This window comes from Lutibacter sp. HS1-25, assembly GCF_004121075.1.
Taxonomy (GTDB): domain Bacteria; phylum Bacteroidota; class Bacteroidia; order Flavobacteriales; family Flavobacteriaceae; genus Lutibacter.
The window spans coordinates 64,888-71,836 of record NZ_RHLN01000015.1; the positions used below are offsets into that span (position 1 = coordinate 64,888).

Here is a 6,949-nt window from a genome sequence, read left to right on the forward strand (position 1 = left end):
AAATATAATTAATTAGTGTTTAATAAAACTTGTTTCATAGCTTTTGCCTTCAACAAACATTCTTCATATTCTTTTTCAGGAATTGATTGTGCTGTAATGGCACCACCAACAGAGTAAGAAACATATTTTTTTGTTGCATTGTATAAAATGCTTCTTATAATAACGTTAAAATCAAAATCTCCTTTGGGAGTAAAATAACCAACAGCACCTGAATACAAACCGCGTTTGGTTTCTTCAAGTTCTTCCATAATATTCATTGCTGAAATTTTTGGAGCGCCTGTCATACTTCCCATTGGAAAAGTGTTTTTAATAATTTCAACAGGATGTGTGTTTTTTGATACTTTACAAGAAATGGTTGAAATTAGTTGATGAACTTGTTTAAAAGTATAAACTTTACAAAGCTCGTCAACTTTTACACTTCCTTTAATTGCAGCACGAGAAAGGTCGTTTCGCACCAAATCTACAATCATAATATTTTCAGCTCGTTCTTTTGGGTTTTTTTCTAAAGCCTTAATTAATTGTTGATCTTCTTCTATAGTTTCGGCTCTTTTTTCGGTACCTTTTATAGGTTCAGAAATAATGGTTAAACCTTCTTTTTTTAAATAACGTTCTGGCGAAGCAGAAAGTAAAAACTTATCGTTAATTTTTAAAAATGTTGCAAATGGTGGTTTTGAAATAGCATTTAAATTTTGGTAAATTGCTAAAGGATTGATAGTTGTATTTTTGCTGTAAAATTCCTGACAAAAATTGGCTTCGTAAATATCGCCACGATGAATGTGGTTTAAAATGGTATTTATTTTTTCAAAATAGGCATCTTTATGAATGCGAAGTTTTATTTTAACTTGGTTGTTGCTTGTTGGTCGCTGGTTGTTGGTTGTTGGTTGATTGATTTCTGAAATATCCGAATCAATCTCTTGTTGAAAATCAATGATGTATTTTATTTCAACGGTATTTCCTTTTATAAAAAAAATTTTTTTTGGTTGAAAAAAGTATAAATCTGGAAAATGAAGATTGTCAAAATTTTTGGATGAAATAGCTTCAACATCATTTTTTAAATCGTAACTTAAATAGCCAAAAATGTAATCTTTAACACGGGTTTGATATTCTTTTAATTTGTTGAAAGCGCCAAAGTAATTGGTTTCAATTTCAGAAAAAACATCAACAGCCAAAACTGCATCAAAACTACTGTGGTTTAGCGGATAATTGTTGCTATCTAACCAAACCACTTTTTTAAATTGCTGCGCCCAAATTAATAGTTGCGTTTTAAAAACAGCAATATTCTGAACTTGAATTTTGTGATTTGTTCGTTGCACTTTTTTAAATTACGAATTACAAATTGTCAATTATGAATTGTCAATTTTAAATAAATGTTATTGATTGTAGGCAATAGCATTTATTTAAAACAGACTTTAATTTCTTAATTTTCAACTTAAAATTAACTATGTATAGCTCTGTTATTTACGGCCAAACAAGCTTCTTTAAAAGCTTCGGTAAAAGTTGGATGTGCGTGAGACGAGCGAGCAATATCTTCAGAAGAAGCTCTAAATTCCATAGCTATTACAGCTTCAGCAATCATATCTGCAGCTCTTGCACCAATCATATGAACACCTAAAATTTCATCAGTATCAGCATCGGCAAGCACTTTTATTTGTCCGTCTAAATCCATACTAGCTCTTGCTCTACCCAAAGCGCGCATTGCAAAAGTACCCGATTTGTATTTAGCGCCAGCTTCTTTTAATTGTTCTTCTGTTTTACCAACACAAGCAACTTCTGGCCAAGTATAAACAACACCTGGAATTAAATTGTAGTTAATATGTGGTTTTTGACCAGCAATTAATTCGGCAACCATGGTTCCTTCTTCTTCAGCTTTGTGAGCAAGCATTGCGCCTTTTACCACATCGCCAATTGCGTAAATATTAGAAACGTTTGTTTGTAAATGATCATTTGTTTCAATTTGACCTCTTTCAGATACTTTGATGCCAACATTTTCCAATCCTAAGCCTTCGGTATATGGTTTTCTTCCAACAGAAATTAGCGTATAATCGCCTTTAAATTCAACCGGATTTCCTTTTTTGTCATTGGCAATTACTAAAACCTCATTGCCTTTATTTTCAACTGAAGTTACTTTATGATCTGTGTAAAATTTAATTCCTTGTTTTTTTAAAGTTCTTTGTAATTCTTTAGAAAGCATTGCGTCCATTCCAGGAACAATGTTTGGCATGTATTCAATTACAGAAACTTCAGCACCTAAGCGGCTATAAACCGATCCTAATTCTAGGCCAATTACACCGCCTCCAATTACAATTAAATGTTTTGGAATTTCAGTTAAACTCAATGCTTCTGTTGAAGTAATAACTCTTTTTTTATCAACTTTAATAAAAGGTAACGTTGATGGTTTTGAGCCTGTAGCTATAATTGTTTTAGCAGCTTCAATTTTTTCAACAGTACCATCAGATTTTGTAACATTAATATGTGTAGCATCGGTAAAACTTCCAATACCCTGTAGTAAAGTGATGTTGTTTTTATCCATTAAATAATTAATGCCGCCCGATGTTTGCGCTACTACTTCGTTTTTACGAGCTATCATTTGTTCAAAATTTATTTCTAAACCTTTTACATTTATACCGTGAGTTTCAAAATGTTTTGTAGCATCGTAATAATGATGTGAAGAATCAAGCAATGCCTTTGACGGAATGCATCCAACATTTAAACAAGTACCTCCTAATGTATTGTATTTTTCAATAATTGCTGTTTTTAATCCTAATTGTGCGCATCTAATTGCGGCAACATATCCTCCAGGTCCTGAGCCAATTACGGCTACATCAAATGTATTCATAGTAGTTTTAACTAAAGTTGAAATGCAAAAATAGAATTTTTTATGAATTAGCCCGCATATAGTGGCTATACTTTAGAAGAAAATTGAATATCATTTGAATTAAATGAATTTACTTGTAATAATTTGGTTTTTAGTTGGTTATGGTGTTATTTGGAGGGTTTAAATCTAATCTTGTGCTTGATACATTGAAATTTGAACCATTTATTGATAAATATCACCCATTCGTTAAATTGTTGTAAAATAGGTGTTAAGAGTCTGTGATTTAATGTGTTTCTGTACTATCTTTGTTATTGAATTGAGAAAATGGTCCCCACAGATCCATTTATATTATATATTAAAATACCACGATAAGTAATTATTGTTAATTAACCTATTTTTTATTAAAGGTTGATTTAATGATTGATGTTTATGTGGCAATGTGTCTAAAACTTAGTTTTGGGTTACTGTTGTAAAAAAATTAAAAATTAAAATATGAAAAATAAAACTACTTTGAGTTGTTATAACTTTTTTCTAACTTTTGTTGTCTCGTTCGTTTTTATTTGTAGTGTGAAGGCTCAAGAGGTGAAAGTATATGAGATATTTAATCATAATCCTCAAGAAAATTTAGTTCCGCAAAATAAATCTACTAAATCTGCCAAGACTACATTGGCCGCTGTTGAAAATAATTCTTACGCTGCGGATTTAAATAATTTTTATGATTTAAATTATAATTTGAAACCTACAATTTATATTGCTAACAATGCAATTGCAATGGCGCCAGATAATCAAAATCCTGTGAAGGTGATATTAGAGGATGTTAAATCCTTGAATATTTTAAAAACTATAAATCCAGTATTTCAAACAGTTGAGTTAATTGAAATTAATGTTGAAAGTTTAAGTGAGTTAAATACTATTTTTGATGTTGCTACTCTTCAAAGTTTTTCTAGTTTGAAATATATCTACGTGCAGTGTAATCAATTTAGTACATCGGTTGCTCAAATGCAGCGTTTTGTGATTAATACTGGGTCTAGTATTACTGTTTATTTTATGACAATAAACCCTTCATAAATTAGACTAACTTTTAATAAAATAGGATATGAAAAATAATTACACCTCAAAGTTACAAGCTAAAGTTCTTATTCAGTTAGTGTTGTTTATAGCATTTCTTTTGGTAACAGGCTTTAAAAGTTATAGTCAAGTTCGCAAAGAATTCGAACCTAGGGTGTCAACTCAAATAGCAAATCCACCTACAACATATAGTATTAAAGGAGACTTTACCATGATTGGTAATACAAACTTAACATATGCCGGAAATGATATAAATGGAAATGCTAATAACAATATTCAAAACGGTTACAATGTAATGAAGTATGTTGATATCGATGGAGATGCTTCTACTTGGAACTCTTCAAGAGCAACATTGCAATTTAAGGATGAGAATGGAGTGTCGCTTGCATGTTCGGATATTGTATATGCTGGTTTATATTGGACTGGGAGATCAGTGTACAAGCAAAACGTTTTTGAGGTTACTCAAAATGGAGTGAAAAAAACGTTCGATAAAAAGAAATTAAAAATAAAAGGCCCTAATGCAACTTCTTATAAGTCAATAGAGGCAGAAGATGGAGCAGATAATGATTTAAGTACTGATATTTATTATCCTACTGATGATAGTGATTATATGTTTGCTGGTCATGCTGATATTACGCAGTATGTTAAAGATCATGGTTTAGGTGACTATTATGTGGCAGATATAGCTTTAATAGAAGGTAAAGGTGATGGTACTGGATATTATGGAGGATGGAGTATTGTTGTAGTTTATGGTAATTCAAGTTTAAAATGGAGAGATATTACAGTTTTTGATGGATATGCATTTGTGTACGGAGGAAGAAATTCGAATACTTATCAAATTGATATTTTGAATGGTTTTAATTCAGCAATAAGTGGTGATGTTAGAGTGAAAATGGGCTTTATGGCTGGTGAGGGAGATAGAGGTATTGAACGTGATTATTTTAGAATTAAAAATGTTGCTGGAAATTGGGTGTCTTTAAAAAATTCTAGAGGAGCAGAAGATAACTTTTTTAATTCAGATATTAGCACAGGTGGAAATCCCCGTTATCCAAATTTTATCAATAATAATGGATTAGATGTCTTGATGTTTGATATTCCAAATGCCAATAAAAGTATAATTAAAAATAATCAAAAATCCGTATCTTTTCAATACGGAACAAATGGGAATTCATACATCAATGGGGATACATACAGTATATTTAATTTAACTTTTGCTGTAGATGCGTATGTTCCTGAGGTTGAAGCTGTTGTATCAACATCTCCTGTTGTTAACTCAACTGTGTTGCCAGGTGAGGAAGTTGAATTTACGATTGATGTTAAAAATTTAGGAACTGAAGCTGTTAATGATATGATATTGACAATTCCAATTCCATATATGTCAACTCATGTTTCAGGTAGTTTAATTTCTGAAGTTTTTTCACCATTAGTTTCAACTAATGATGCGCCAAAAATTGTTGGAAGCAATATAGTTTGGAATATTGGAACATTGCCTCTTCCAGTTGATTCAAATACAATATTAGCTCGTTTAAAATTTAAATTATCAGCAACAAAAGATTGTGCATTATTATTAAATGCTAGTTGTGGTTCTAATATTTCTTTGACTGGATTTATAAATGGAGTAGGTCAAAACTCAGGTGTGTCTATTAAAAACCATTCAATTATACAGGGATATGATAATGTTAATTGTTCTGGAGTGGCAATACCTACACCATTAGTAATTAATATCAATACTACTAATTTTGATTGTAGTGGATATTCTTCAATTAGAGACTTTTATTATTGTGACGCAAGTGCAGTTCCTGTTTCAGATATAAGTGGTTATTTTCCTCCTGCAGCGAGATTTTACAATACTCAACCAGTATCAGATTCTTCTGTGAGATATACAAAAAATTTTCCAGGTCCAGGTACTTACTATGCTTATCCACCAGGTTCAACATCTGATTGTTATTTTGCGTTTACAATAAATACAGCTCCACCTATTAGTATTGATAGTGTTGAAACTACCAACTTAATTTGTTCAGAAACAAATACAGGTACTCTAACAGTTTCAGCTAGTGGAGGAGCAGGTGTCTTAGGATATGATTTATTATATTCAGCTACATCAAATGGATCTTTTGTAGCTGTAAATATAGCTGATGGTGATGTTGATGGAAGTTACACTAATTTAAGTGCGGGTTTTTATAAGGTTTTAATCTCAGATGCGTCAAATGATTGTTCTGCTGAGACGAATGTTTTTGAAATTTTAGCTGGAGATATATTAGCTCCTACAGCTTCAAATCCGTTGCCTATTAATGTTCAATGTATAGGGGATGTTCCTGTAGCTAATATTTTGGTTGTAACTGATGCGTTTGATAATAGTGGTATACAGCCAATAATTGCTTGGGTTAAAGATGAAAGTGATGGAAATACAAATCCAGAAGTTATAACAAGGACATATAGTGTTACAGATGCTTGTAATAATACAAAGAATGTTACTCAATTGATAACTGTAAAAGATACAGAAGCACCAGTAACACCTATTTTATCAGATGTAATAGTTGGAGAATGCAGTGGAACACCAATAGCGCCAACAACAACAGATGCTTGTGCAGGTACTATCACAGGGACTACAACTACAGTTTTCCCAATTACAACTCAAGGCACTACAATTGTAACTTGGACATTTGAAGATGGTAATGGAAATTCAACAACAGCAAAACAAAATGTTATTGTAAAAGATACAGAGGCACCTACGTTTACAGCACCTGCAAATATTACTATTTATAGTGATGTAAGTTGTGGATATAACTCAAGTGTATTAGTTACAGAAGCACCAGTAACACCTATTTTATCAGATGTAACAGTTGGAGAATGCAGTGGAACACCAATAGCGCCAACAACAACAGATGCTTGTGCAGGAACTATCACAGGGACTACAACTACAGTTTTCCCAATTACAACTCAAGGTACTACAATTGTAACATGGACATTTGAAGATGGTAATGGAAATTCAACAACAGCAAAACAAAATGTTATTGTAAAAGAGAGATGTAACAAATGAGCTTGATAATTGTGGTGTAGGAGAAG

4 protein-coding genes are annotated in these 6,949 nt (G+C 31.8%); 2 read left to right on the forward strand and 2 right to left on the reverse strand.

The features are described 5' to 3' along the window. Positions 1 to 8: 8 nt before the first annotated feature. Both pabB and lpdA read right to left on the reverse strand, forming a co-directional pair. Positions 9 to 1,313 carry an aminodeoxychorismate synthase component I gene (gene pabB / locus EC396_RS07550; RefSeq protein WP_129366100.1) on the reverse strand — a complete coding sequence of 435 codons (1,305 nt, stop codon included), beginning with the start codon at positions 1,311 to 1,313 and terminating at the stop codon, positions 9 to 11. A gap of 122 nt (positions 1,314 to 1,435) precedes the next feature. After that, the gene (gene lpdA, locus EC396_RS07555) at positions 1,436 to 2,836 is read right to left on the reverse strand and encodes a dihydrolipoyl dehydrogenase (protein ID WP_129366101.1); all 1,401 of its coding nucleotides are present in this window, start codon (positions 2,834 to 2,836) and stop codon (positions 1,436 to 1,438) included. Between the two features lie 471 nt (positions 2,837 to 3,307). Between lpdA and EC396_RS07560 the strand changes: the two genes are divergently transcribed. Beyond that, on the forward strand, positions 3,308 to 3,883 hold the full coding sequence (locus EC396_RS07560) for a hypothetical protein (protein WP_129366102.1): 576 nt from the start codon (positions 3,308 to 3,310) through the stop codon (positions 3,881 to 3,883). Positions 3,884 to 3,911: 28 nt separating this feature from the next. Then, a complete protein-coding gene (locus EC396_RS07565) occupies positions 3,912 to 6,923 on the forward strand; it encodes a DUF11 domain-containing protein (protein ID WP_129366103.1) in 3,012 nt (1,003 codons plus the stop codon). The last annotated feature ends 26 nt before the right edge of the window (positions 6,924 to 6,949 follow it).

Excerpts from the sequence above, each read along its gene's own strand:
- EC396_RS07565 (WP_129366103.1), top strand. The coding sequence starts at position 3,912 with ATGAAAAATAATTACACCTCAAAGTTACAAGCTAAAGTTCTTATTCAG.
- EC396_RS07560 (WP_129366102.1), top strand. The coding sequence starts at position 3,308 with ATGAAAAATAAAACTACTTTGAGTTGTTATAACTTTTTTCTAACTTTT.
- lpdA (WP_129366101.1), bottom strand. The coding sequence starts at position 2,836 with ATGAATACATTTGATGTAGCCGTAATTGGCTCAGGACCTGGAGGATAT.